Annotated in this window: 22 protein-coding genes; 3 read left to right on the top strand and 19 right to left on the bottom strand. The window is 41.9% G+C overall.

The genetic code is table 11. From position 1 onward, the window contains the following. Positions 1-43 precede the first annotated feature (43 nt). Positions 44-1,455 (bottom strand): IS3 family transposase gene (locus A5878_RS07800; protein WP_373270292.1). Its coding sequence is split into 2 segments (ribosomal slippage): positions 44-987 and positions 987-1,455, totalling 1,413 coding nucleotides; the frame shifts between segments, so codons are not numbered across the junction. Between the two features lie 85 nt (positions 1,456-1,540). Then, entirely contained in the window at positions 1,541-2,872 is a 1,332-nt protein-coding gene (locus A5878_RS07795; RefSeq protein WP_086295257.1) for a hypothetical protein, read from the bottom strand. A 128-nt stretch (positions 2,873-3,000) separates the two neighbouring features. On the opposite strand from A5878_RS07795, the gene A5878_RS07790 reads away from it, so the two are divergent. Next, positions 3,001-3,177 (top strand): SPJ_0845 family protein, encoded by a 177-nt coding sequence (locus tag A5878_RS07790; RefSeq protein WP_254777463.1) that lies wholly within the window; start codon positions 3,001-3,003, stop codon positions 3,175-3,177. A gap of 112 nt (positions 3,178-3,289) precedes the next feature. On the opposite strand, the gene A5878_RS07785 is transcribed toward A5878_RS07790, so the two are convergent. The 8 genes from A5878_RS07785 to A5878_RS07750 all read right to left on the bottom strand — a co-directional run bounded on the left by A5878_RS07785 (position 3,290) and on the right by A5878_RS07750 (position 11,042). Further along, the gene (locus tag A5878_RS07785) at positions 3,290-4,171 is read right to left on the bottom strand and encodes a helix-turn-helix transcriptional regulator (RefSeq protein WP_086295255.1); all 882 of its coding nucleotides are present in this window, start codon (positions 4,169-4,171) and stop codon (positions 3,290-3,292) included. Between the two features lie 171 nt (positions 4,172-4,342). Continuing rightward, positions 4,343-4,927, bottom strand: a complete 585-nt coding sequence (gene yihA, locus A5878_RS07780) for a ribosome biogenesis GTP-binding protein YihA/YsxC (protein ID WP_005225967.1) — start codon at positions 4,925-4,927, stop codon at positions 4,343-4,345. Positions 4,928-4,996: 69 nt separating this feature from the next. After that, a complete protein-coding gene (gene clpX / locus A5878_RS07775; protein WP_010748174.1) occupies positions 4,997-6,241 on the bottom strand; it encodes an ATP-dependent Clp protease ATP-binding subunit ClpX in 1,245 nt (414 codons plus the stop codon). A 226-nt stretch (positions 6,242-6,467) separates the two neighbouring features. Next, positions 6,468-7,751, bottom strand: a complete 1,284-nt coding sequence (tig, locus tag A5878_RS07770; RefSeq protein ID WP_086295253.1) for a trigger factor — start codon at positions 7,749-7,751, stop codon at positions 6,468-6,470. Between the two features lie 119 nt (positions 7,752-7,870). Further along, entirely contained in the window at positions 7,871-8,818 is a 948-nt protein-coding gene (locus A5878_RS07765) for a hypothetical protein (protein ID WP_086295251.1), read from the bottom strand. Positions 8,819-8,855: 37 nt separating this feature from the next. After that, on the bottom strand, positions 8,856-9,686 hold the full coding sequence (locus A5878_RS07760; protein WP_086295249.1) for an RDD family protein: 831 nt from the start codon (positions 9,684-9,686) through the stop codon (positions 8,856-8,858). A gap of 2 nt (positions 9,687-9,688) precedes the next feature. Continuing rightward, positions 9,689-10,720 carry a signal peptide peptidase SppA gene (gene sppA, locus A5878_RS07755; protein WP_086295247.1) on the bottom strand — a complete coding sequence of 344 codons (1,032 nt, stop codon included), beginning with the start codon at positions 10,718-10,720 and terminating at the stop codon, positions 9,689-9,691. A 31-nt stretch (positions 10,721-10,751) separates the two neighbouring features. Next, positions 10,752-11,042: a hypothetical protein gene (locus A5878_RS07750; RefSeq protein WP_005225961.1), complete on the bottom strand. Its 291-nt coding sequence runs from the start codon at positions 11,040-11,042 to the stop codon at positions 10,752-10,754. 445 nt (positions 11,043-11,487) lie between these two features. On the opposite strand from A5878_RS07750, the gene glmS reads away from it, so the two are divergent. After that, complete coding sequence (gene glmS / locus A5878_RS07745; protein WP_086295244.1) at positions 11,488-13,299, top strand: glutamine--fructose-6-phosphate transaminase (isomerizing); 1,812 nt, start codon at positions 11,488-11,490, stop codon at positions 13,297-13,299. Between the two features lie 289 nt (positions 13,300-13,588). Here glmS and glmM read toward each other — a convergent pair whose 3' ends face one another. The 4 genes from glmM to nifJ all read right to left on the bottom strand — a co-directional run bounded on the left by glmM (position 13,589) and on the right by nifJ (position 20,905). Next, positions 13,589-14,944: a phosphoglucosamine mutase gene (gene glmM, locus A5878_RS07740; protein ID WP_005225959.1), complete on the bottom strand. Its 1,356-nt coding sequence runs from the start codon at positions 14,942-14,944 to the stop codon at positions 13,589-13,591. Positions 14,945-14,983: 39 nt separating this feature from the next. Then, complete coding sequence (locus tag A5878_RS07735) at positions 14,984-16,075, bottom strand: YbbR-like domain-containing protein (protein ID WP_005225958.1); 1,092 nt, start codon at positions 16,073-16,075, stop codon at positions 14,984-14,986. Continuing rightward, on the bottom strand, positions 16,072-16,953 hold the full coding sequence (gene cdaA / locus A5878_RS07730) for a diadenylate cyclase CdaA (protein ID WP_005235688.1): 882 nt from the start codon (positions 16,951-16,953) through the stop codon (positions 16,072-16,074). The genes A5878_RS07735 and cdaA overlap by 4 nt, the downstream gene beginning before the upstream one ends. A gap of 268 nt (positions 16,954-17,221) precedes the next feature. Beyond that, positions 17,222-20,905, bottom strand: coding sequence for a pyruvate:ferredoxin (flavodoxin) oxidoreductase (nifJ, locus tag A5878_RS07725; protein ID WP_086295242.1), 3,684 nt, complete (start codon positions 20,903-20,905; stop codon positions 17,222-17,224). 227 nt (positions 20,906-21,132) lie between these two features. On the opposite strand from nifJ, the gene A5878_RS07720 reads away from it, so the two are divergent. Then, positions 21,133-21,648 carry a DsbA family protein gene (locus A5878_RS07720; protein WP_086295240.1) on the top strand — a complete coding sequence of 172 codons (516 nt, stop codon included), beginning with the start codon at positions 21,133-21,135 and terminating at the stop codon, positions 21,646-21,648. Between the two features lie 86 nt (positions 21,649-21,734). Here the strand turns inward: A5878_RS07720 and whiA are convergent, their stop codons facing one another. From whiA to A5878_RS07695, 5 genes are all read right to left on the bottom strand, one after another. After that, a complete protein-coding gene (gene whiA, locus A5878_RS07715) occupies positions 21,735-22,670 on the bottom strand; it encodes a DNA-binding protein WhiA (RefSeq protein ID WP_015509605.1) in 936 nt (311 codons plus the stop codon). An 18-nt stretch (positions 22,671-22,688) separates the two neighbouring features. Continuing rightward, entirely contained in the window at positions 22,689-23,690 is a 1,002-nt protein-coding gene (gene yvcK / locus A5878_RS07710) for a YvcK family protein (RefSeq protein ID WP_086295238.1), read from the bottom strand. Further along, a complete protein-coding gene (gene rapZ / locus A5878_RS07705; RefSeq protein WP_005225952.1) occupies positions 23,687-24,577 on the bottom strand; it encodes an RNase adapter RapZ in 891 nt (296 codons plus the stop codon). Before rapZ ends, yvcK begins: the two co-directional genes overlap by 4 nt. Positions 24,578-24,690: 113 nt before the next feature. Next, a complete protein-coding gene (locus A5878_RS07700; protein WP_086295236.1) occupies positions 24,691-25,401 on the bottom strand; it encodes an amino acid racemase in 711 nt (236 codons plus the stop codon). Between the two features lie 3 nt (positions 25,402-25,404). Continuing rightward, entirely contained in the window at positions 25,405-26,658 is a 1,254-nt protein-coding gene (locus tag A5878_RS07695) for a carboxylate--amine ligase (RefSeq protein WP_086295234.1), read from the bottom strand. Positions 26,659-26,885: the final 227 nt, after the last annotated feature.

Raw genomic sequence — 26,885 nt, 5'->3', positions numbered from 1 at the left:
GAGTGGAGAAATCCACTCCTTTTTTGTACGATAAGATTAACTGTTAGACAGCTGTTTTTACAGCTTCTCGAAACTGAACCGGACTTCGCCAATTTAATTTCTTTTTGATGCGTTTATGGTTGTAATAATAGATATATTGGTCAATTTTTGTTTTCAATTCATCTAAACTCCGATAGACTTCTCCATGAAAAATCTCTTGCTTTAATAAACCAAAGAAGTTTTCCATAGGTGAGTTATCTAAACAATTCCCTTTACGAGACATACTCTGGAAGATTTTATGCTGCTTCAATTTATTCTTATAAGCATTCATTTGATAGGCCCATCCTTGATCTGAATGGAAGGTTCTACGAAATGGACAATCATTTGTCATCTGGATTGCTTCTTCTAATCCTTCCATTATGGCTAGTGCGTTTGGTTTTTCAGAAATCCGATAAGATAGAATTTCACTATTGTAGAAATCCATGAAAGGATCTAAATACAGCTTTTTCTGACGAACGACACCTGTGGTGTCTACTTCATAATACTTAAACTCTTTGGTATCAGTTGTAATTTTTTGGTGACAGATATTTGTATAAAACCGACGATGAATACGATTTTTGGCGACAGTACCAACCTTCCCACGATAAGAATTGTACCGTCGAGATTTTCGAGTGTAAGACTTTACTTCGATACCTAGTTTTTTTATCAGACGTTGAATCTTCTTTTTATTGACATGAATCCCTTGATTCTCTAATTCTTTTTTTAGTCGCAGACAGCCATAGTCTTTATGCTCTTTGCGAATTTCAAGCATTTTTTCTTCAATTTCTTGGTCTGGGTTTGGTCTGTCAAACCGTTTCTGCCAATACATGTAGGTTGCTTTAGGAAATTTCAATGTTTCAAGAAGCTCAACTAGTTTGAATGATCCTCGGAGGCTGGCGATGATTCGTGCGATTGATTCTTGCGTCTTTGCTGGGCTTCCTGTTTTCGCAGCTTCCTCAACTCTTTTAAAAAGGCATTCTCAATTTGAAGGGATCGGACTTGCTTTTCTAATGACTTGATACGCTCGCGTTCTTCAGTTGTTGTATTTTCTTTTTTGTTTTCTTTTTTTCTAGTCAAAGTAAGTGGTCGCCCTTTCTCTTTTGAGAGCCCCTCAATACCTGCTTCTCTGAAATTACGCATCCAATTGGCAATAAGCGCAGGGTTGTTCATTTCTAAAGTGCTAGCAACTTCTCGATAGGACATCTCACTTGTTTGATATAACTCTAGCGCATTTAACTTAAATTGAACAGAATATTTCTGATTTTGATGCTTTCTCAATAGACCTTCCTCTCCGTATTCACGATAGGCATTCACCCAATTACTTACTTGAGACTTGCTTGAAATACCGTATTTGTTGGCAAGATACCGATATCCGCCCACGCCACTAAGATATTCTTTAACGATTTTTAGTTTTAATTCAAAAGGATATTTTGCCATACAAATAACGACCCCCAAAAGTTAGATTTTTTGGTCTAACTTTTGGGGGTCGCTTCAAAGATCCTCGTGATCTTGCGGGTCTTTTTCATTCTTGATTGGTAAAAAGCTGCTGCTCGACTAACTTTTGGGTATTCATAAAATACACTCGAAGTTTCTTGCCATTCTTTTTTAGATTGACCCACGTATATTTGCGCGTGCGGTGCAAATACCCAAAATGAACATCCGGCATCGCTGCTTTCAATCCGTCTATTGGCAGCTCCTTCAAGGCTGTTTCTGGTAAATAAAATTGTAAGCAAGCTGTGTAGTCTTTAAAGCGATCCTCTGAGTAATCAATTTCGAGGTGATTCCGAATATAAAAGGCATATGCCTCGACCCCATCATCTACAGTCAATTCCGGTTTTAATACGATATAATCCATCATTCGCAACCGCTCTTGATCCACCCAAGGAAAATACGCTTGGGCATTCAGATACCCTTTCACTCGTCGCTCTTGATACTCTTCGTTCACGAGGTCGAAGCTTCTGGTGACAAAATGTGTCGCGCTGCGTTTTGTTGTCGGCTGCAGTCGATCATTTTGGTATTGGATGGTTTGGATCAAGTGATCCCCAAAGGCATATTCAATATATGGTTCTCTCAAAATACCGACCCCGTTATCCCAAGTCAATTGATCGATTCCAGTTTGATCGCGAAACAATCGCTGATAGGATAGATTCAATTCGTGATCCCACTGGAAAGGATCGCGATACAATTCCACCATCACGACCCCTTGGTCTCTTACCTGCACTTGCTCCACCTGTTGCGCATCAGTAATGATCACTTGAGGAATGATATGCGCGTAGAATGCCGAAAAGTACATGCGCCAGCAAGAAGTCAATGTATAGCCATTGTAAAAAACATCGTACCCAGCAAATTGATTGCAGTCGATGACGATTTCTTGTTCAAAATTTTTCCGCTTCGGTAACGCGTTGATTTCAGCAATCGATTGAAAATTTTGTCTTTTCTCGATTCCTTCGACGTTATGCATCAAGTACTCGTCATATGAACGCAAATAGCCGAACAAGCCATCTCTTTGCATCGTTTCATCAAAGTAACTTAAAATCACTGGTTTTTGCGCGGAAAACACCTCTTTTGTAAACAGATGCCGTTGTAAAACTGCCTCTTGAATGACATGGATACTAGACTCATTTTGTCCATCCGTGACAATAATTTCTGTATTGATTTCTTCAGGGGCGTTATGCAACAACCGACTGATTTCATCAAAATCATAAGGTTTCTTTGCTTGTTGATTGTAGTAGTATTCCGTCGGCTGATAGCTAAGACGAACCAAAGCGAACCAATTTTCAATCAACAAACGCAACTGTGCTGCTTCCATTTGGGTCGATTGTAGAAAGCCATAGATTTTTTCAGTTTTGATCATCGCTATCCCTCTTTTCTATCCCCTTTCTTTAATTATAGTAAAGGGGGAAACGATTGAACACTATTTCGCTTTTTTTGATGAAATCTACCACCGTTCGTGGTAAACTTAAGGCGCTTGGAGGTGAACCTATGGGCTTAAAATTCCAACGAGAAGACTCGCTAGATAAAATGTTTGATGATTTTGCCTTTCTTCCCGATAACGACAAAGACAAGAAAAAACAGGAAAACGATATTGAGCGTTTCTTGAAAAACGAACCTGCTGAAGAGAAAAAAACACAACCTAAAGATAGTAAGAAAGCAGACTAATAAAAAAGGCAAAGGACTCCATAGTCCCTTGCCTTTTTTACTTGTGGTAACAGAAAATGAGCCCCTGAAGCTACATATGTTCAACGATCAGAAACGGCATCTAGAGGTTTTCTTATAGCTCTTCATACAACATGCTTTGACGTAATCGCACCAAGCCGATGGTCAACAAGCAAAGAATAAAAAAGATGGTTGCTAAGATCGTCACCACGAAGATCATCACAAAAATCGGTGAGCTTGTAAAACGAATCATTGGTTCAAAGATAGTGGTTTTAATCAAGTCAGGGATCTCTGAGACTATGAGTTGTTGAATCGCTTGGTTAAAATCTTCCGTGGTTGAATTTGAGGGTAAAACAGCCATAAAGCTCCCTACACCATAATTAGCAACCCCAATCCAAGCAATTGCGACATTTGCTAGAGCGAGCCAGCCAATGCCTAGATTACCAACAACGATCGAGCCGACAGCAAGATTGCCAATCCCAACTAAAAAGCCAAAACAGAGGTTCCCTATTGCAATGACACCGGTGCTGACTGTCCCAATCCCCAGCATTCCGAAGGACAATAAGCCAATCGATAAAAAGCCTAAACTCACAATCCCCAAAGCAATAACCCCTTTGGCTTTGACACCAAGGCTAAACCAGCCGCTGGCAGTTGGTAGCTCTTTCATTAGAACAAAAAACTCTCGAACGCTCGTCACTTGATTCAGTAGTAAGAATAAATTAGGAATCAAAATGTGCATTAATGGAAGCCGCAGAACCGTCCGTTCACTTTTGTATTCATAATAGTAGGTTTCTTTCTTTTCTTTTAATAGCTCTTCCACGGGTGTGCCTAGTAAATCGGCTAGACGAACCAATGTCTCGATGTCTGGTAACCCATTTCCTCGTTCCCATTTTGAAATGGCCTTATCAGAAACAAATAACCTTGCAGCTAATTCCTTCTGTGTTAAGTTATATTTTGATCGATACTCTTTTAATTTTTTGCTTAATGATTCATGCATTCGACCACACCTCCTTGTTACAAGTTTAACAAATATCAAGGAGATTTTCGCTAAAATTGGGCAAATTTAGCACTCTATGCTACGTAGAATAGCGTAAATCAGCTAATTTCCACTGTAAAATGAGAAAAACCGAAGCAAGGGACTTTCTTGCTTCGGTTTCCTAATTGATAATTATTTTATTGCTGCTTCAATCGCTTTCCACGCTTCTTCTTTTCCTTGTTTGGTAATGGAAGAAAATAGGATAAACGTATCTGCTGGGTCAAAGGACAATGCTTTTTTGATCATACTTTCATGCTTGTTCCATTTCCCGCGAGGGATTTTGTCTGCTTTGGTGGCGACCACGATCACTGGAATCTCGTAGTATTTCAAAAACTCATACATTTGAATATCTTCTTGTGAGGGGGCATGACGTAAATCAACAAGAGATACGACTGCACGCAGCTGCTCTCTTTGTTCAAGATATGTCTCAATCATTTTCCCCCATTTCGCTCGCTCTGTTTTAGATACTTTTGCATAGCCGTAGCCGGGGACATCGACAAAATGCAGCGTATTTTCAATCAAATAAAAGTTCAGCGTTTGCGTCTTCCCAGGTTTTGATGAGGTACGGGCTAAATTTTTACGATTGATCAATGTATTGATGAAGGATGACTTTCCGACATTTGAGCGGCCTGCTAAGGCAATCTCCGGTAAAGGTGTAGCTGGATATTGTGCTGGAGAAACGGCACTGATGACGATTTCAGCATCATGTACTTTCATCGAATCGCTCCTTTCTATTTTTTCAAAAAGAAAGCCGGATAGCAATGAAACTATCCGACTTGGTCTCGATTAGACTGCTTTTTTGGTCTCTTCATTGTAAATGATTTTTGGTTCACCAAGTCCTTTTGCCGCTTCTTCCGTGATGGTGACTTTTTGGATCGACTCATCAGAAGGGACATTGAACATGACGTCCATCATGATATTCTCGATGATCGAACGCAACCCACGAGCACCGGTATTTCGCTCAATGGCTTGCGCAGCAATGGCACGCAAAGCCTCTGGCTCAAATTCAAGCTCGGTGTCATCTAATGCCATTAACTTTTGGTATTGTTTGACCAGCGCATTTTTTGGTTCAGTCAAAATATGCACTAAATCATCTACTGTTAATTTCTCTAGGGCAGCCATCACTGGCAAGCGGCCAATAAATTCAGGAATCAAACCGAATTTAAGCAAGTCTTCAGGAATGATTTGCTGCATCACGCTTTCGCCTTCTTCAAGGCGCTTATTGTTCGTGCCAAAACCAATTGTTTTTTCACCTAAACGGTTTTTAACGATGGTTTCGATTCCGTCAAACGCCCCACCAACGATAAAGAGAATATTGGTGGTATCAATTTGGATCATCTCTTGATGTGGATGTTTTCGTCCACCTTGTGGCGGTACACTAGCAGTCGTTCCTTCTAGGATCTTCAGCAATGCTTGCTGCACGCCTTCACCGGATACGTCACGAGTAATCGATACATTTTCACTCTTACGGGCGATTTTATCGATCTCATCAATATAGATGATTCCTTTTTCTGCCATTTCTACGTTATAATCAGCAGCTTGTAACAGTTTCAAAAGAATGTTTTCCACATCTTCACCGACATAGCCGGCTTCTGTCAAACTGGTTGCATCAGCGATTGCAAAAGGCACGTTTAGTGAACGTGCTAACGTTTGTGCCAAAAATGTTTTCCCAGAACCTGTTGGTCCGATCAAGCAAATATTGCTTTTTTGTAATTCTACATCTTCTGCTGTCGTTTCTACATTGACCCGTTTGTAGTGATTGTAAACCGCTACAGCCAGTGTCCGTTTCGCACGATCTTGTCCAATCACATATTCATTGAGAACATTCAGTAGTTCTTGCGGTTTCGGCACTTCGGTAAATTCACGAATTGCTTCTTCGTAAAACTCTTCATCAATGATTTCTTTACACAAATCGATGCATTCATTACAGATATAGACCCCAGGACCTGCAACGATCTTTTTCACCTCTTCTTGCGTTTTGCCACAAAAAGAACAACGAACAGCTTCATTACCGTTTGTATTATCGTACATACTGTTCACCCCTTGAAAATTTTCCAACCTATTTAAAGGAGTGGAATTTTGTTTACTAACTTTGCAGTCTTAAACAATCATATCATAACTTTTTTGAAAGAAAAAGTTCTTTTTACGTTGCCTAACGTTTTCTTATCATTTGTTAGTAATTGTTAAACTAGCCCCTCTTACTCCCAAGAAAAAACGGCAAACACCGCTAGATGTTCGCCGTTTTTAAGCATTTTGCTTACGCTTCTTTTGCAGTACCTGTGACAAGTTCAACTGCTTTCTTCATCGTGATATCATGTTTCAACATGTCTTCTGTTAAGACGCGTTTGATTTGATCCACTGGCATGTTGTAAGCTTCAGAAAGTTCTTTGATTTCGTTTTCGATATCTTCTTCTGTTGCTTCCAAACCTTCTGCTTTAGCGATTGCTTCAATAACAAGGTTTGTTTTCACGCGGGTTTCTGCTTCACCTTCAAATTGTGTGTGCAGATCTGCTTCAGTTGAACCAGTTAATTGATAATACATTTCTGGTGAGATTCCTTGACGTTGCATGTTGTTCAAGAATTCATCCATTGAACGGTGTACTTCATCATGAACCATTGAATGTGGTAATTCAACGATTTCTGCGTTTTCAACTGCTTGACGGATCGCAGCTTCATCTTTTGCATCTTCAGCTGCTTTTTCTTTTGTTTCAGTCAATTCAGCACGGTATTTTTCTTTTAATTCAGCTAATGATTCAACGCTGTCATCAACGTCTTTTGCGAATTCATCATCTAATTCAGGAAGTACTTTTGCTTTTACTTCGTGAACAGTTACTTTGAAGACTGCTTCTTTACCAGCTAAATCTTCTGCTTGATAATCTTCTGGGAAAGTAACGGTAACGTCTTTGCTATCACCAGCTTTTGTTCCTACTAATTGTTCTTCAAAACCAGGGATGAATGAGTTTGAGCCAAGTTCAAGTGAGTAGTTTTCACCTTTGCCGCCTTCAAATGTTTCTTCCCCTAAGAAGCCTTCAAAGTCGATAACGACTGTGTCGCCATTTTCAGCAGCTTCGTCTTCTTTGATAACTAATTCAGCTTGTGCTTCTTGTTCACGTTTGATGCGTGCATCCACGTCTTCTTCTGTGACTTCACGGTCTTGTTTTTCAACTGTTAATTCTTTGTAATCACCAAGTTTTACTTCAGGTTTTACAGTAACTTCTGCTTTGATAACCCAATCTTGGCCTTTTTCCATGCTGTCAACGTCGATTTTTGGTTGCGCAACAGGATCGATCCCTGCTTCTTTTACAGCAGCTTCATAAGCTTCTGGAAGAACAGCGTTCAATGCATCTTCATACAACGCTTCTTCGCCGTACATACGGTTAAATACTTGGCGTGAAACTTTCCCTTTACGGAAGCCAGGTACGTTAAGATTGCCTTTCACTTTATTGAATGCAGTCGTCAAGCCTTTTTGGATTTCTGCTTGAGCGATCGTAAATGTCAAAACACCATCATTGGTGCCTGTTTTTTCCCATTTTGCAGTCATTTATTTCCCTCCGAATATTAATTGATTTACATATGAAATAGCTTCATGCATACCTTTAAATAGTACACTAACGTTGTTTAATTGTAAACATTTTACCATGAAAGTTGCGAATTTTTCTTTCAGCGAATGCTCAATCGTAGGATATTGCGTAGGTGTCGTTTGCGTTCTTCTATTTCATTCGCTGCTTTTGGCTGTTCTTTTTCTTCAAATAACCCACGATAATCTTCAATGTAGCTTGCCACCCATGCTTTTGCCTCCTCTTTTGCAGGTAAAAATGGGTAGCTGATGGCTAAATGATCATTGATTTCTGCTGAGACGCTTTCTGCTAAAATCGGATCTTCTTGGGCGATCGTTTCGTCAATCTCTTTCTGGATCGCTTTAACAGCGGCATCTTCTTGCAAAAGTTTTAACTCTTTCGGAACGATTTGCTGCATATTCCCAAGGTAATCGTTCAGTTCAAAAGGTTCGTCCACTTCAAGACGCACGAGCTCATCCACTAATTTGGGCAGCAAATATGGATTTTTGATGGAAGCTAACGTTTCATGCATCAGCGTGACAAATTGTGGTTTGGTAATGGCTTGGGTAAAAACGTGCCATTCTGTTGCACTCACCGGTTGATTGGCTTCATCTAATGTACGTAAATGCTTGCGTTTCCCATGAAAATCTTCCAGCCCTAAAATTTGCTGCACTTCTTCTACCTTTGCTAATTCACTTGCTAACTGTTCCTGATAGCGGCTTGCAATTTTTGTTTTTTTACCTAATGTAAGCCAGCGCCGAGCTTTTAAATACTGACCATCCAAGATCAGCAGATGACCAATTTGTAAATACCCGTCGGTTTCTTTTAAATAGTCATCCAAATAGTCTTCCGCCAGATCTAACGCTTTGGCAAAATCATTCAACTGCTGCAGACATTCAACCAGCCATTGATTGATCTCAAAACTGGCATTTTTTTGATAGAGTTCATTGTACAGGCGAAAAGCTTGCAAAAACTCCTTTGACTGGTAGGCTTTTTCTGCCGCCAGCCGAAGCCGTTCATTTGGTCCTGGGAAATCAATCGTCTCACCCATTATCGATCCCTCCTTTACTACTTGCTTGATCTGCTAGTTAGTTTTGTGCGCCAATCATTACGTGATTGGCATCCACCTGTTTATTGAAAGCTTTGATCAGATTAATGGTCACCACACTGGTTTCTGCGAAATAATCCGCAGCCTGCTGCTTATTTTTATTAAAGACGATTGGCAAATAACCGAGATAAAAGAAAAGATTGAATTGTAATACGTAGCGTCCGCAAAGCTCGCGAATCAACACAGTTTGCCAGCTGAGTTCTTCCTCTACAAAAGAAACCACTCGAATACCAAAGAGCATTTTCCCAATGGTTTGACCATGATTTAGCTTTGTCATTAGAACAAAATAACCTAGATAGATTGCTAAGGCACAGATGTTGTAAAGGCCAAACCGCTGATTGGTTGCCGTTAAATTCGCTAGATTGTAGATACTACCGATCGTTATTTGGGTAATCGCTCGGATCACCAACACATCAACGAGATAAGCAAAGAAACGAATCCAAAACCCAGCAAAAAAGTAGCTAGGAAAATCATTGAAGAACCGTTTGTCTTCTGCCTGTTTTTCAGGTTCTTCGTACCGTTGCCAGGCTTGTTGTTTTTCCTCGATCTCGCTTTGGGTATACTCTTCTTCCTTAAAAGACGTCAAGACTTGTTGGTAAAAATCATCGGGATGATTTACTTGTGTGTTCCTCATCGCTTTGTTGGCAGTTACTGGTTCGGTTGTTTCTGAAACCTGTGCCTCAGTTGGCACATCCATATGATCGGTTGACGGTGTCGAGGTTTCCCGCTGTTCCCTTTGATCGATTGACGTACTTGTGTGATTGTCATCCGTTGACGATGTGCCAGCGGAATACTTGTTTTTCTCTGTCATAGTCATTCACCTCCATAATAATAAAGAGGTTTCGGAGCATCGCTGGTTCCAAGGCTTTCCATCAATTGGATCACCCGCTCTGTGTTTGATTCTTTTAATCCTTGTAGTTCGGCTAAACTTGAACCTAACCAAGTAGAAGCAAATCCAGTAGATGAAACATCATAGCTGAAAATCTCGGCATCTTCCAAGCCTAGATCTGCTTGCATTGCTGCTAATGTATCTTCAGGAAAACCGATTTCATCCACTAAACCAACGGACACTGCTTGCTGCCCATCATAGATACGGCCATCAGCGATCTTTCTAACGGCTTCTTCTGTCATGCCGCGTCCTTCTGCTACGATTTTAACGAACCGACCATAGGCATTGTCGACATAGGTCTGCAAGACTTCTTTGTCGGCTTCTGTTGGTTCTCTCGTTGCTGAACCTACATCTTTTAGCGCGCCACTTTTATACGTATTGTCTTCGATCCCTAGCTTTTCGAATAAGCCAGCATAGTTTAGCCCTGACATGATCACTCCGATTGAACCAGTAATGGTTTCATCCGTTGCAAAAATTTTATCAGCACCTGCCGAGATATAATAACCGCCACTGGCTGCCATGTTTTTCATACTGACATACATCGGAATCCCTAACTCTTTGATTTTTGCTAACTCCCGAGCGATCTCCGCACTTTCATAGACGCCGCCTCCAGGGGTATTAACTTCCATCAAGATGCCCCCAATAGTTGGATCTTCTTGGATCATCCGTAGTTCTTCTAAAAATCGCTGATGATCATAAGATTCTGTTGTGAATAAGCCCCCACTGGAGCTGCTGGCGATGGTTCCTTCTAAAGATAAGCGAACGATGCGATTGTCTTGATCTCCGGCAACTAACGTTGTCTCTTCGATCGCATTACTTCCATAGAACAAAGCATTTAACCCTTGTAACGTCTGAGTTTCCTCTTGCTCTGGACGATTTGTGATTACTGAAAAAACCCCCGAGCAGATAAATAACCCTGCTGCGATCGCCACTGCGATCCATCTTCTTTTATTCATTCTCCCACCTAACTTTTCACCTTTCCCATTTTTAGTATAGATTTTTGATGACGATCACTGCTTCTTCGTCTCCAACCGCATCAAATTTCTCGCTTTTTTCAGCTAAGACGTAGCCACCAAAAAATTCCTTTGTTAGTTCATCTTGGACTTCGAATGTTTGCGCGGTTTCCACGGTGACTGATCCAGGCAAAATTTCTTGCAAGCTGTCCCAGCCCGTATCCAACATGACCTTTGTTTCATCTGTGACATTAGGATCTTTTTCTATCGCAGCTACCATTTTCTTTAGCTCGGAAAAAGTCATACAATTTACAAATTCTGGCATTTCATTCCCTCACTTTCTTACTTTTTTATTGTAGCGAACTTAAAAAAAAAAGCATAGCTTTATGAGGAAATTTCTTGGGAATCTTATTCGACAAAGCTATGTCAGCTGTTTTGATTTCCTTTACACAGGTTCAAATCAACCTTACCAATAACTATACCAATTATTTTTATATAACTTACAGTTGACAGAAACAGGAATAAATATTATGATATTGCTTGTATTTCTATAAAATATCTCACAAGGAGGATAGATAGACCAATAAGGATAGCGCCTGATCTGGAAACAGATGACGAGGAAAGAGTTTATCGAAACATTCGGCGGATGACTCTAGGGACTGCACTCTACAGGCAAGAACAAATCTCATCGTAAGATGATGACAAAGACTTGCTACGCAGATAGAAATACATAATGCCAAACTAAATTTTTTGAAAGTAGGATTATCATTATGTGTGGAATTGTAGGAATCGTAGGAAAATCAAATGCAGAACGAATTATTTTGAACGGATTGGATCGCTTAGAGTATCGCGGCTATGACTCAGCAGGTCTTTATGTCGCTGATCGGACTTCGGATCACTTAATTAAAGCCCAAGGAAGAATCAAAAACTTGGAAGAAAAAGTGACTTCTGAAGTAACAGGAACGATCGGTATCGGACATACCCGTTGGGCGACCCACGGCAAGCCATCAGAAATGAACGCTCATCCTCACACTTCAGCAAACCAAGCACTCGTGTTGGTTCATAACGGTGTGATTGAAAACTTTGAAGAGCTTCATCAAGAATATTTAAGCAACCACCAATTTGAAGGTCAAACAGATACGGAAATCGTTGTTCATTTGATTGAAGCATTGAAGGAGCAAGACAACAGCACGACCAAAGCAGCCTTTAAAAAAGCTTTGTCCTTGATTCGCGGCTCTTATGCCTTTGCCTTAGTAGAAAAAAATGATCCAGAAACCATTTATGTTGCCAAAAACAAAAGTCCTTTATTGATCGGTTTGGGAGATGGGTTCAATGTCATCTGCAGCGATGCCTTAGCAATGCTCGATCAAACGACTCACTTTGTTGAGATCGAAGATGGCGAAATGGTGACCGTAACAGCCGATGCGATCGAAATCGAAGATCCAAAAGGAAACCTTGTGTACCGTGAGTCTTATGAAGCCCAACTAGATCTGACTGACATCGAAAAAGGAACGTACCCTTACTACATGTTAAAAGAAATCGATGATCAACCAACTGTGATGCGCCGCTTGATCCAAGAATATCAAGGAGAATCCGGTGAAGTAGTGATCGATCCAGCGTTAAAAAGCGAACTTTTAGCGAGCGATCGGATCTACATCATTGCTTGTGGTACCAGCAATCATGCTGGCTGGGCAGCAAAAGCCATTTTAGAAAAACTAACACAGATCCCTGTTGAGGTTCATTTATCTAGTGAGTTTGGCTACAACATGCCATTGTTGTCAGCAAAACCCTTCTTCTTGTTCTTATCACAAAGTGGTGAAACGGCAGATAGCCGTCAAGTATTAGTGACGATCAACCAGTTAGGTCTTCCTAGTCTGACGATTACCAACGTTACTGGTTCTACTCTTTCTCGAGAAGCGAACCATACCTTATTGCTTCATGCTGGTCCAGAAATCGCTGTTGCCTCTACAAAGGCGTATACTGCACAGATCGCAGTGATGACGTTGTTAGCAAAAGCCATTGGTGATGAAAAAGCTGTTCCTGAAGCATTGGACTTTGATGTCTTCCATGAACTAAGCATCGTTGCTTCTGCAATGGAAGCTCTAGTAGATGAAAAAGCTGTTATCAGTCAATTTGCTGAAGATTTCTTATCTGATACCCGCAACGCCTTTTATATTGGTCGTGGAAATGATTACTATGTATCGATGGAAGCGGCATTGAAATTAAAAGAAATTTCTTATATCCAAGCGGAAGGCTTTGCAGCTGGTGAATTAAAACACGGCACCATCGCGTTGATCGAAGAAGGTACACCAGTGATCGGTGTGATCACGGAAGAAGTGACTGGCTCTCATACGCGAGGCAATTTGAAAGAAGTCGAATCTCGTGGGGCTCACACCCTTGTGATCGTTAGTCAAGATTTAGCAAAAGCGACTGATCAAATCATTTTGCCAAATGTTCACCCATTGGTAACCAGCTTAGTGGCAGTCGTTCCAACACAGCTGCTGGCTTACTTTGCTACTTTACAACGTGGATTCGATGTTGATAAACCAAGAAACTTAGCAAAATCCGTTACCGTTGAATAAGTTTTTTAAAAGATTGAAACCGAATTGGTTATTTTCTGTATAATAAAAAGAACTCCTCGTTCGATGACTCGATCGTTCATAGGGGTTCTTTTTTCTGGTTTTCTGCACAACAAATCCGAAAAGACTTTTAAAAGCAACTATGCTCCGCAAGATTTGTCCAATGCGCGTTCCTTTTAAGCGTCGTCGACAAATCCGTTAACAAGTTTATTTATTTCGCAAGTTGTCTACTTGCTGGCAAGTAGACAAAAAAGACGACCAAAGGATATCTTTGATCGTCTTACTTCTTCATTTATTCCGCACCGATTTCTTCTCGAACGACTGCTGCGATTTTTTCAACATAGTAATCGACTTTTTCAATGGTTGGCGCTTCTGCCATCACTCGAAGCAATGGTTCTGTTCCTGAAGGGCGAACCAAGATACGGCCTTCGCCGTTCATTTCTGCTTCTGTCTCTTCCACGATTTTACGGATAGCTGGAACATCCATCGCGCCATTTTTATCTGTCACTCGAATGTTGACAAGTTTTTGTGGATAGATTGTTACCTCTCCTGCTAATTCCGACAGTTTCTTGCCCGTTTGTTTCATGATATTCAATAGTTGAATTCCTGATAGCAAACCGTCACCTGTCGTATTGAAATCCAAGAAAATCATGTGACCTGATTGCTCGCCACCAAAATTATAATCGTTTTTACGCATTTCTTCGACGACATAACGGTCACCGACTTGTGTGATGACATCTTTCAGTCCAATTGCTTCCACTGCTTTATGGAACCCTAAATTGCTCATGACTGTTGTCACGATCGTTCCTTGGTTCAAGCGCTTTTGCTCCGCTAAATATTTCGCACAGATATACATGATTTTATCGCCATCAACGATGTTTCCTAGTTCATCTACTGCGATGACCCGATCACCATCTCCATCAAACGCAAGACCAGCATCCGCCCCTTTTTCAACGACAAATTCAGCTAACGCTTCAGGGTGAGTCGATCCCACACCATCATTAATGTTCAACCCGTCTGGAGACGTCCCCATTGTGAAGAATTCTGTTTCTAGATCGGCAAACAAACGATTGACACTTGTTGCTGTTGCGCCATTTGCTGCATCAACACACACCGTGATTCCTTCCAAATCATCAGGAATCGTTTGACGTAGAAATTGAGAGTATTTCAACAACCCTTCTGGAAACTCATCCACCGTTCCTAAGCCATCGGCAGAAGGACGTGGAAGTGTGTCTTCCGGCGCATCAAGTAATGCTTCAATTTCAGCTTCTTGTTCATCGACTAATTTAAAGCCATCATTCCCGAAAAACTTGATGCCATTGTCTTGTGCAGGATTGTGAGAGGCAGAGATCATTACACCTGCACTCGCTTTTTGCACTTTCGTCAAGTACGCAACACCCGGTGTAGAAATAACACCCAATTGGAATACCTCGATCCCGACAGATAATAGTCCAGCGATCAATGCATTTTCTAGCATCTGTCCAGAAATCCGTGTGTCCCGTCCCACCAAAACGCGGGGACGGCGGTCACCAGTTTCATGCTGACTTAATACATAGCCGCCGTAACGACCTAATTTAAATGCTAATTCAGGTGTCAACTCCTTGTTTGCTTCTCCTCTAACACCATCAGTACCAAAATATTTTCCCATTTTAATAACCTCTCTTATTCATTCTCTACAGTCAAACGACTAAGAACTGCTTGTCGTCGTGCTGCTTGCGGAATTCTCTGTTTGTTCTTGCGTCGTGTCGACTGTCGAAGAATTGGCTTGAGAATTCGCACTGTTCGTTGCTTCATCGCCATCATTGTTTGATTGATTCTCAGTAGTTGTTTCTGCAACCGGAGTGATTTGGATCGTCACAACTGTTGGATTGATCGTTGTTCCCTCTGGTACTGGAATCGTTACTGTCCGTTCGGTCGTGGTTGTGATCTCACTAACATCCACTGGGACACCGATCTGCTGGGTCTCATCCAAAATACTTTGTGGTCCTGTTAGCACCGCACTGATACTACTCATCCGGTAGATGTAATGAGAGATCCCATCTGGTGTTGTCCCCTGTTGAGTGACAAACAATTCAATTTCTTTGCTTGGTGCTTCCATCATCAATGCCACATCGACCGAATCTGGCTCAGGAATGATCGCTAAAGGATTGTTTTCACTATCCCAAGCCTCGATCGTTCCATCCACCGTGATCGAATCGCCAGTAATATCATCTGGATTCACGATCGCTACCACTCGGTCGATTTCTGCCAGTGTCTTGTCGCCAGTAGTGATCTCTACTTCTTGCGGTTCAACACTCATTGAATCAACGCCGTAACCACTCGTTGCTCCATCAGTCGAGATGACTGGCTCAACGGTAAACGTTTGGGTGACTTTTTTCTCGATCGTCACAGTGACGGTTTTGGGTTCGATTTCGGCTGTCACACTTGAGCTAAGATTTTTCACTTCTAAAGGGACCTCATGGGTTCCTTCATCAAGTCCAGTCAAATCAGCAACTACTCGAAAGCTCCGCGTTTCCTCGCTACGTTCAGCATTCAATTGCACCCGATTTCGACTAGACAAAGTCACGTCTACTGTTGTTTCAAATCCTTGGATAAAGTATTCATCTGTGTCATAGGTGGTCTGAATCGGTACATTATCGATCTCTTCCTCATAAGGATTTGAAGTTCCTGCAAGGTTGACTTGCAGGCTTGATCCGCTGGCGATGAAAAACAGAACCAGACTAAAGAACAGCGCTAGTATACCATAAAATACGTTTTGACGACGTTCTTTCTTGATCATTTTCTTCCTCCTTTGTTGACCCCTTCAAAGAAAGATTGCAGCAAGTTGCGTTTACCAGGCTTTTCTTCTGGCACTAATTCGCGATTCAACACGTCGAGATACTCTTGTCGCGAAAGCTCAGTAAGCATCCGATTATTCAGGGTAATACTGACGTCTCCCGTCTCCTCTGAGACGATAATGGTCAACGCATCACTAACTTCTGAAATCCCGACAGCCGCTCGATGGCGCGTCCCAAATTCTTTGGGAATCAACGGACTTTCTGACAGTGGTAAGTAGGCACTAGCAACAGCGATCTTATCATCTCTTAAGATGACTGCACCATCGTGTAGCGGTGTATTGGGAATAAAAATATTGATAAGTAATTCGCCCGTCACGTCCGCATCTAAAGGAATCCCCGTTTCAATATATTCTTCTAACCCCGTCGTCCGTTCGATCGTGATCAATGCACCAATTTTTCGTTTTGCCATATATTGAACAGCTTTGTCCAACGCTTGGACCAACACTTCATCCCGTCGTTTTTCATTCTTAGAAGTCTTGAAGAAAGAGCTACGGCCAAGATGCTCCAGCCCTCGTCGAATTTCTGGTTGGAAAATAACAATCGCGGCGATCACCCCATACGTGATGACTTGATCCATCAACCAAGATAGCGTCTTTAATCCTACGATACCTGCCAAAAACCTTAGAACAATGAATAGGCCGACGCCTTTAAACAACTGGATCGCTTTTGTTCCTCGCACAAGCTGGATCAGCTTATAAACCAAGTACCAAACAACGATCACATCTAAAACATTTACTAAAAATGACCAAGAAAATATATCAAATGAGAGCAATTCTCTCCAATAATCTAAATTAAAAAAATCCCTGAAATTTATCAACATAAACAGCCTTCCTTTATTCTTAAGACTTCAGATAATAGTATAACATAGGACCTCTTCAAAGATTTGAAAAAAAACAAATTTATGAAAAAGTTTTGAAAAAATAAACAGCTCTTTTACTTAGTTTACCATTATCCTGAAATCATTGTTTGTCAAAGGTCTTAGAAGATTTCATCTAAACGAGCTTCTTGCACTCATTTCTTAGGAAAAACAACAAATGACCCTGAAAAACGGGTCAAACCGTTTTTCAGGGTCATTCCTCAGCGAGCGATTACTCTTGCTGACGGCGCTTTGCGCGCGCTGCACGCCGTGCTGCTCTTTCAGCGATCTGTTCTTCGCTTAACGGCTGTTTTTCTCTTCGTACACGCTCCGTTTTTACTGCCGTTGGTTGTTCTGCATCAGTACTTACCTTTTTTTCAAGCTTTGCTCGTATTTTTTCTTCTTGACCTGCTAAGCGGGCATAGTTGTAGAAACGAGTTTTCGCATCTGAAACGGTTTTTTCAAACAATGCTTGCGCCGCATTCGGATTGGCAGACTGCAAGGATGCAAATCGAACTTGTGTCTGCATAAAGGCAGGCATTTGATCAAATGCTGGCTTTTTGAAATCGAGTGTCATTGGCTGTTTCCCTTTTTCTGCCAACAGCGGGTTATAGCGGTAGAGACTCCAATACCCCGATGCAACTGCTTCTTGTGCTTCTTTCAAGGATTGACGCATTCCGCCTGCAAGACCGTGGGTGATACATGGCGTATAGGCAATGATGATTGACGGTCCTGGGAACCGCTCGGCTTCTTCAAAGGCTTTGATCGTTTGCATTTGATTGGCACCAGATGCGATTTGTGCGACATAGACATGTCCGTAGGTCATCGCCATCATTCCTAAATCTTTTTTGGAAACAAACTTGCCACTCGCAGCGAATTTAGCAATGGCCGAAGTCGGTGTCGCTTTAGAGACTTGCCCCCCTGTATTAGAATAGACTTCATTATCTAACACGAGAATATTGACGTCTGCACCAGAAGCGAGGACATGATCGATACCGCCAAACCCAATATCATATGCCCAGCCGTCACCGCCTATCATCCATTGGCTTGGCTTAACAAACAAATCTTTCTCCTGCAAGATTTTGTTCAGCTGAGGTGTTGTGGCAGCTTCAGCTTCTAAGGCGGCGATCAATTTTGCTGCTCGCTGTTGCGTCCCAGCACTTTCTTCTCGATGAAGGTCCCAATCATCAATCAAAGCCTGCAATTCTTCTGATACATTGGCTTTCAACGACTGCAGCTGGGCCGCTAATTTCTCCCGTCGGGTTTGGTTGGCTAAGAACATGCCATAGCCATATTCGGCATTGTCTTCAAACAACGAGTTTGACCAAGCTGGCCCTTGTCCTAAGTGATTGGTTGTATAAGGGGATACTGGTGAGGTTCCACCCCAAATCGAAGAGCAGCCGGTCGCATTGGCGATCATCATGCGATCACCAAACATTTGGGTCAATAGTTTCACATAGGGGGTTTCCCCACAGCCCGCACAAGCACCAGAGAACTCCAACAAAGGTTTATTGAATTGAGAGCCCAAAACAGTTCCTGGTTTTGCTGGATTTTCTTTTTGACGTAAAGTCATCGCAAAAGCCCAATTTAAAGCTTGTTCTTTTTGTTCTTCGTAAGGACGCATCGTCAAAGCTTTCCCTTTGGCGGGACATACTTCCACACAAAGGCCGCAACCTGTACAATCTTCAACGGAAACTTGAATTCGATATTTTTGCCCATTCGCGCCTCGCATCTCTCTGACGATAAAGCCTTCAGGTGCTTCGGTTAATTCATCTTCATCTGCCAAAAACGGACGGATCGCCGCATGAGGACAGACAAAAGCACACTCATTGCACATGGTACAGCGATCTGATAGCCACTCGGGCACTTCAACAGCGATGCCCCGCTTCTCAACCGCTGTTGTCCCGACAGGGATCACCCCTTCAGTCATTTGATTTCGTACGAGGGTACCCACGCTTAGTTGGTTGCCTTCTTGACGGTTGATGGGTTCCACGATTTCCCGCACAAATTGTGTTGTAGCAGTGGATGTCCTCTTCGGTACTTCGATCGTTGCCCACTTGCTTGGAACAGGGATTTCTTGTAATAATTCGATGGTGCGATCGATGGCTGCTTGGTTCTTTTCAACGATCGCCATCGATTTGTGCCGATAACTTTTCAGCGCCTCTTCTTTTAAAATCGGCAAGATTTCCTCGGTCGGAATGATGTTTGCCAAGTAAAAGAAGGCTGTTTCCATCGCGGTATTGATCCGCCCACCTAAGCCGACTTCCATTGCCAACTGCATGGCGTTAATGGTATAAAAACGGATCTCGTTTTCAGCAAGATAACGTTTCATTTTCTTCGGTAAATTTTTTAAGATTTGCTCTTGTGACCAGGTCGTATTTAATAAAAAGGTTCCGCCTTTTTTGAGTCCTTTCAGCAAATCATACGTATGCAAATACGCAGGCGTATGACACGCAACGAAATCCGCGTGTTCGATCAAATAGGTAGAACGAATGGGGGTATCCCCAAATCGCAGATGAGAAACCGTTAGACCACCAGATTTTTTCGAATCATAATGGAAATAGCCTTGTACATATTTTTCGGTATGGTCACCGATGATTTTGATTGCTGACTTATTTGCCCCGACGGTCCCGTCAGAGCCGAATCCCCAGAATTTCGCTTGGAAGGTGGATGGATCAGTTAGATCTAGCGTGCCCTTTGATGGCAACGACAATTGCGTCACATCATCCGTGATCCCAATGGTGAAGCGTTTCTTTTGGCTCGCTTTTGGCTTGAGCAATTCGTCATAAACGGCAACGATTTGATCAGGTGTCACATCTTTTGACCCAAGACCATAGCGTCCACCAATGAGCGTCGGCCGAATCGCTGCATCATACATGGCACTTTGCACATCCAAAAGCAAAGACTCGCCATTGGCACCAGGTTCTTTGCTGCGATCCAATACAGCGATACTTTTAACGGTAGCAGGTAGTTTTTCTAAGAAGACTTCTAGTGGGAATGGTCGATACAAATGGATCGACAAGACCCCCACCTTGCGGCCTGAAGCGCATAAATGATCCACCGTTTGCTGGATCGTTTGCGTCGAGGACCCCATCGAAACGATGACTTCTTCGGCGTCCGAAGCACCATAATAATCCACTAAATCATAGTTGGTTCCTCTTAAAGCATTGATTTTTTTCATGTAAAAACGAACGATCTCAGGCAATGTTTGATAATGCTGATTGATCGTTTCCCGCTGTTGAAAATGGATATCAGTATTTTGATTCGTTCCACTCGTCGTCGGGTGATTCGGGTTCATGGCTTTTTGTCGAAAGGTAGCCAATTTTTCATGATTGACCAACTGCGCCAATTCCTCATAATCTAAGACCTCTATTTTTTGAATCTCGTGACTGGTTCGGAAACCATCAAAAAAATTTAAAAAAGGTATATTGGCTTCGATAGCTGCTAAATGAGCGACTGGCGCTAAATCCATTACTTCTTGGACACTGCTTTCCGCTAACATAGCAAAGCCTGTTTGTCGAGTGGCCATTACGTCGGTATGATCTCCGAAAATATTCAAAGCATTGGTGGTCACTGCTCGGCTGGCGACATGAAAGACGCCTGGCAGCATTTCCCCAGCAATCTTGTACATATTTGGTACCATTAATAAAAGTCCCTGGGATGCCGTATAGGTCGTCGTTAAGGCGCCCGTTTTTAATGAGCCGTGAACCACACCGGCCGCCCCTGCTTCAGATTGCATTTCAACCACTTTCACCGGCTGCCCAAAAAGATTATGCTTTCCTTGAGCAGACCACTGATCCACTAATTCAGCCATGGTTGAACTAGGGGTTATCGGATAGATCGCCGCAAGTTCCGTAAAGGCATAGGAAATATAGGCTGCTGCCGTATTGCCATCCATTGTTTTTCTTTTTCTCATCTATATAACATCCTTTAATCATCATTTTGCACAATAAAACACAATTCATTATAGCCGAAAATCAAGGAATATAAAAGCACAGTCAGGGGATTTTTCATAATTTCGTGAAACGAAATACATAGTATTCAGCTCATTCTCCCCCTCTTTTCACAGACTTAAATCAAAAGACCTGAGGCTTTTCTTTCAGCAGAAACTTCGGTAAACTAAAAGAAAAAGGAGGAATCTTAATGGATATTTCAATCATCAAAGCACAAGAAACAAATGCGGTAACAGGGATACATATCGGAGACCCTTCCGCTAAACCGATCGTCGAATTTATGAATTTGCGCTGCCCTTACTGTCGGCAATGGTTTGAGGAATCGTTACCGATCTTAGGTGAAGCTGTCGCAGCTGGGAAACTACGCCGTGTCATCAAACTATTCGACAAAGAAAAAGAATCATTGCAACGAGGCAATGTGATGCACCGCTTTGTTTCCAGTACAGATCCTCAGGCAACGATCGCTGAGATCACAAAAATTTATCAAACACAAGACGAATGGGGTCATTTATCTTTACCTGAAGTGGCAGAATATGCGAAAAATACCTTAGGGCTATCTGAACAAAACCATCCTGCGATCGCAGGAGAAATTGTGGAAGAAGCGAAAAACGCCAACATTCAATTTGTGCCAACGATTATCTTAGATGGGCACATTTTTGATGAATCGATCTCTGCTGAGGAATTAACTGCATTGATCAATGAATAACCACTAACAAAAAACAGGAGCCGATTTGACGCGAACTTCCACGTCAAATCGGCTCCTGTTTTTTGATTCATTTTTATTCCATTCGACTAGCTGACTTGTTCCCGAAGATGATCGGCAAATTCGTTGATTTTTCGAATGCGATGATTAATTCCTGATTTCGAGATCGCTCCTGATGGAATCATTTCTCCTAGCTCTTTCAAGCTGACCTCGGGATGTTCCAAACGTAATTCGGCGATTTCTTGCAGCTTTTCAGGTAAAGCTTGCAAGCCAACTCGATCTTGAATAAATTCGATATTGTCGATCTGCTTCGAAGCAGCGTCGATCGTTTTGTTCATATTGGCGGTTTCGCAATTCACCAAACGGTTGACTGAGTTACGCATATCACGCACGATCCGCACGTCCTCGAATTTCAGCATGGAATTGGTGGCACCGATCAGTGTCAAAAAATCAGCGATTTTCTCAGCGCCTTTCAAGTAAGAGATATACCCATTTCTGCGTTCTAATGGACGGGCATTCAATCCATATGCGTTTAGCATATCGCAAATATCTTGGTTATGCTCCTCGTAGATGGAATAGATCTCTAAATGATAGCGGCTGGTTTCTGGATTGTTGATGGACCCAGATGCCATGAAAGCGCCTCGTAAATAGGAACGCATTTTTTGAGTATTGCCCATGATCTCATCAGAAACATGGCTTTGAAACATCAGCCCGTCCATGATATCTAAGTCCAAAAGCACGCGCTGTGTATCTTGCTTCAAACGAACGATGTAAACGTTGTTCTTTTTTAATTTCATCTTACGACGGACCAGCAATTCGCTGCGCACGTCGTAATGATCTTTTAGTAACGAATAGATGCGTCTGGCAATCGCCGCGTTTTCTGTTTGAACGTTTAAAACAAATTGTTGGTTATTGATACTTAATGACCCATTCATCCGAATCAAAGCGGCCAATTCTGCCTTGGCATGTTCGCGATGAACTTCTAATGCGGTCAATTCTTTTTTTACCTCTGCTGCAAAGGACATAAAAAAATCCCTCCTTTCTTAGATTTTGGCCCCGTAAACGATACGTAGAAGTTCTTCAATCACTTTATCTCCGTCATGAAAAACTCCGCCATCTCTAAGCTCCAGAAAGTCAGCTGAAATGACACGGCTGGCTTCTTCTCGCAGTCCTTGGAAATCGTGTTTCACTTGTACAAGATATTCATCATAAATCTCTGGGTTCATATACCCTTCTGGAACTTTCTCGGTGTTGACTAACACCGTATCAATAAAGGGTTTGCCTAAATGCTTATGCAGGACCCGCACATGGTCGGCATCACTAAAGTGTTCAGTTTCCCCTTTTTGGGTCATGATATTACAAATATAAACCGTTTCAGCTTGTGTTTCCAACATTGCTTGGCCGATCTCGCTGATCATGAGATTGGGCAAAATACTAGTAAAGAGACTACCAGGACCCAAGACGATCATATCTGCCTCCATAATTGAAGAAACAACTTTACGAGCTGCTTTCGGCTCATCATTATTTTCTTGATTACGAACAAAGACCCGATCGATCGTTTTGCGATCAACCGCGATCTTGGACTCTCCTACCGCTTCGGTGCCGTCTTTAAAAACAGCGTGCAACACCAATGGCAGATCTGACGAAGGATAAACTCGTCCATCGATATGCATGATTTTTGACAAAATTTGAATGGCTTCATAGGTACTGCTGCGCATTTCAGCAATCGCCGCAATAATCAAGTTCCCCAGGGCATGATTGGCTAAAAATTTGTCTTCGGCTTTAAAACGGTATTGAAAAATATCATTATACAGTTGCGGCATATCAGATAGAGCCGCCAAAACATTGCGCAGATCCCCCGGTGGCGAGATAGAGGAAACCAAATTGCGAATCTCGCCGCTGCTACCGCCATCATCAGCGACCGTAACGATCGCTGTGATGTCGACACCCTGATTCCGCAAGCTCTTCAGGATGACTGGTAACCCAGTTCCGCCACCTACCACAACGATCTTCGGCTTTCTGATCCGGTATGTTTTCATTTTCATGAACGATTCACCGTCTCTTTACGCTTATCTTTGTCGCGATGAGTAATATTGACGCGATAATCTTCTGCCAAAACCGCACCGATGCGCTCAGATAATGCAACTGAACGGTGTTGGCCCCCAGTACAGCCGATAGCCACCGTCAAGCTGCTTTTGCCTTCCTTGACATAGCCTGGCATGATCGTTTGCAACAGTGTACTAAATTGCTGATAGAATTCTTCCGTTTCTGGAAAAGACATGACGTACTCATACACGGGTTCATCTTTGCCTGTTAAGGGACGCAACTCTGGAATGTAATGGGGATTCGGTAAGAAACGAACATCCATCACGATATCAGCATCGATCGGCAAGCCATACTTGAAGCCAAACGAAAGTATTTCAATACGAAACCCTGTCTCATGAGAAGCACGAAATTCTTGATTGATTTTTTCTCTCAGTTGCCTTGGGGTCAGCGTCGTTGTGTCGATAACAATACTGGCACGCGTCTTCAAATCGTTTAAGATCGCTCGCTCTTTGCGAATCCCTTCCGTAACTAAGCCATCCATCGCTAATGGATGTGCTCTTCTCGTTTCTTTGTATCTTGACACCAATTCATTGTCCGATGCATCTAAAAAGAGCATCCGTGTGTCGATAAAATTCGTGTTTTCAATATCGATCAGCATACTTTGGATTTCTTCAAAAAACGATCTTGAACGCAGATCGACAACTAAGGCAATTTTCGTCACTTTTCCTGATTCTTTGATCAGTTCCCAAAATTTAGGGATCAAGCTTGGGGGCATATTATCGATACAAAAGTACCCCATATCTTCAAAACTCTGGATAGCGACCGTTTTGCCGGCTCCGCTCATCCCAGTAATAATGACCAATTCTAAATGATCCACTTCAGTCATAGGTAAAACTCCTTTCTGAAACAACTCTATTATATCATGCCGGGCGTATCATTGGAACACCGGCATAAAAAAAGACGTTAGCTCAAAAAATGCCGCTAACGTCGCTATCAGCTTTAGATTGCTTGGCGATTTGCCAATGCTTTTTTGATCGTCCGATCAACTAAAATGGATTGGGCATCAACGACTGGATACGGATTGTCAGTCACAAATTCATCCATTAAGGACAACTCGGTACATCCGAGCACTACGCTTTCACAGCCGATGCGTTCGGTGACTTCTTCCAGTATCTCAAAGTAAAGTTCTTGATCCAAATGATCATTCTCTTTGATTCGATCATAGATCAATGTATTGACCTTTTTTTGGATCGCTGGCTCTGGAAGATAGACGTCAAGTCCGAACTTCCGCAATTCTTTCTCATAGATGCCGGCTTTGACACTGCCTTCTGTCCCAAGAAAGGCCACTTTTCCAGTGACGCCTTTTTCAAAGACGACTTTCGCCGCCTCACGAGGCATATGCAAAATCTCGATCTCAGTGGCAGCTTGCAGCTCATCAAAAAAATAATGGGCGGTGTTACAAGTCAACACAATAAAATTTGGCTTTAACAAATTTTGTTTTTCGATGTCGTCCATTAAATATGGAACAGGGTTTTCTAACGTGTTGTCTAAAATATATGCCGTTCGATCTGGGACTGTCGCATGATTGAATAAAACATAGTTCAAGTAATCTTGGTCTTTATGGGTCTGTGTCCGTCGGTTTAAAATGCGGACAAAACTTTCCGTCGCTAACGTTCCCATGCCGCCTAAAATACTAAAAAAATTCTCCATCTTCTAGCCTTCTTTCGTATGGAAATACGTTTTGAATCGTTTGTTGTACAGATGGAACATTCTCTTTAATAGAATCCAACGCTTTAGAGATAAGTCTTCTTTGTAAAAGACAGTCGTTCCCCAGCGATTTTCTGCTAATAATTTTTTTGCTCGTTCTTTCGCAGGATTTTCTTTTGCATAAGTCAAGAAAATGTTTTTTGGTACCCCTAGCCATAATTTCGCTTCAGACGCGTCAGCTTTGCCATAAACCGTTTCTGTGTAAGGTTTATCGAAAACTAAATCCTCTGTGATGAACTTCGCCAGATTCAATCCGCTTAAGGTAATAAAGAAACTGCTTCTTCCTTGACGCAAGTTGATTTCAAATAATTTATATTGACCGTCTCGCGCATCATATTTCAAATCAAAATTGGCAAATCCAACATATTCGATCTCTTTTAAAAACTTACGGATCATTTGATAGATTTGATCATTTTCATCTGGAATGATCACGACATAATTCCCAACAGCTCCAGGCGTTGGATCCTCTAATAAAGGATGACCTAAGCCCATCACGCGAACTTCGTGATTCTCATCAACATAGGCATTTAAGACCCGCATGTTGCTGTCATCCCCAGGAATAAAATCTTGGACGATCATTTCATATTGATAGCCCGCTTGATAAATGCGAGAAACAATTTCTTCAAATTCTGTTCGATTGTCAATAATGAAGGCTTTTTTGCGTCCTTCAAAATCAACTGACAGCCACGCGACACTATTGGCTGGTTTCAAAGCCACAGGAAAATCAAAAGGCAGCTCTCCTTTGAATGTTCCTTCCGTCAACAGTTCAGGTGTTAAAATGAAGGTCTTAGGATAAGGCAAGCCATATTCCTCGCAGACTTCGTAAAAACTTACTTTGTTGATCAACCGTTTTAATAGGGAATAGTCATTGGCAATAAAGGTATAATAAGGCTTCAATTCTTCTTTATGCTTCGCTAACAGTTCTGCATAGCCATCTCCGCAGGGAATCAATAAATATTTCATGGCAGGATCGTTGTAAGTATTTTTTCCTAACTTGATCAACGTCTCAGTGAATCCGGGATCATGGTCAAAACCTTCCACTTGATTGATTGTAACAATTTTACTAAAGCGGGTTGGCGCAAGTTCCGCACCAGCATAGGCAACTGATTGAATGCCATATGCTTCGTGGAATGCTCTGGCCATACCATAAACATTCATATCGCTTCCTAATAATATGGGAAGAAAATTTTCCTGACTCATCAAAAATCACTCTCTCTTTTGAATACGAAAAACGACCTCTCTCGTTTCGTTTAATTACAATAGAATTATAATACCACAAAGAAAAAAGCAATCAAAGTATCTATCTTTGATTGCTTTCTCCCACTTTGAACGGATAGAACTTATAGGCAGTTTATTCAATGCGAATATACGTATACCTATTGCTATTCTATCAAATAAAATTTTGATTTCAAGCCCTTATCATGAAA

This window comes from Enterococcus sp. 3G6_DIV0642, assembly GCF_002140635.1.
Classification (GTDB): domain Bacteria; phylum Bacillota; class Bacilli; order Lactobacillales; family Enterococcaceae; genus Enterococcus_D; species Enterococcus_D casseliflavus.
Note: the sequence above shows the minus strand (reverse complement) of the source record. Positions and strands in the feature narration are given on the sequence as shown.